Genomic DNA, 1,045 nt, shown 5'->3' with positions numbered 1-1,045 from the left:
GGACGGAGACGGGGGTGGCCGGGGCGGAGGCGGAAGTGACCGGGACGGGGACGCGGACGGAGGCGGCCGGGGCGGCCGTGCCCGAGGCGGAAGTGGCGGGACCGAGGTCGGCCGGGGCAACGCCACAACAGCCGGAAACGGGACCGGCCGGGACGCCGCCGCTGCCGCCGGAACCCCACGACCCGGCCGCCCGCGCCCTGCACACCGCGGTCGCGCGTCTGGCCGCGCCCGCCGCGCAGCGGCCCACCGGACCGCCACGCCTCGTACCGCCGCCGCCCGCTCCCCTGCGCCGCCTCGCCACCGCCCTGTCCGGCCGGCTGCGCGACGCCGCCGCCCGCCGCTACGCCCTGCGCCTGGCGGTCTGCCTCGGCCTGGCCCAGACCGTCGCCTCCTTCAGCGGCCTGCCGCACTCGGGCTGGCTGGTCCTCACCGTCGCCCTCGTCGTACGCCCCGGTCTCGGCACCGTGCCCGCCCGCCTCGTGCTGCGCGCCGCCGGCACCGTCGCGGGGGTCCTGCTCGGCCTCGCCGCCATCGCCGTCTTCCCGGCGGGCTGGTGGCGGATCGCCGTCACCGTCGTCCTGACCGGTCTGCTCCAGGCGTACGCCCGCCGCAACTACGCCCTGCAGACCCTCTTCCTCACCCCGGTGATGCTCCTGCTCGCCGACCCTCTCGGCCAGGCCGGCTCCGCCGTCCCGGGGGCCCGCCTCCTCGACACCGTGATCGGCTGCGCCGTCGCCTTCCTCTGCGGCTACCTGCTCTGGCCCGAGGACACCCGCGCCCGCGTCCCCCACCGGCTCGCGACGGCCCACGACACCATCGCCGCGTACGCCGACCACGCACACGCCCACCCCGACGACACCGAAACCCTGCACACCCTGCGCCGCCGCGCCCACGCCGAACTGGCCGCCGTACGCACCGAACTGACCCGCCTCGACACCGACCCGCGCCACCACAGGACACTGCGCACCTGGCGCAACGACCTCACCTTCGCGGAATCGGCGATGGCCCACCTCACCACCTCCGCGCTCACCCCCCACCCCACGAC

General features: G+C 77.4%; 1 protein-coding gene. It reads left to right on the top strand.

Going from position 1 to position 1,045, the window contains the following annotated elements:
* Positions 1–14: 14 nt before the first annotated feature.
* Positions 15–1,045 (top strand): FUSC family protein (locus tag G6045_RS40630; protein WP_206344833.1); only part of this gene is annotated, 1,031 nt, incomplete at its 3' end.

Origin of the sequence: Streptomyces mesophilus (genome assembly GCF_011044995.1) — a bacterium.
GTDB classification, from domain to species: Bacteria; Actinomycetota; Actinomycetes; order Streptomycetales; family Streptomycetaceae; genus Streptomyces; species Streptomyces mesophilus.
The sequence above is the reverse complement of the archived record's forward strand: the minus strand, read 5'-3'. Positions and strand labels throughout refer to the sequence as shown.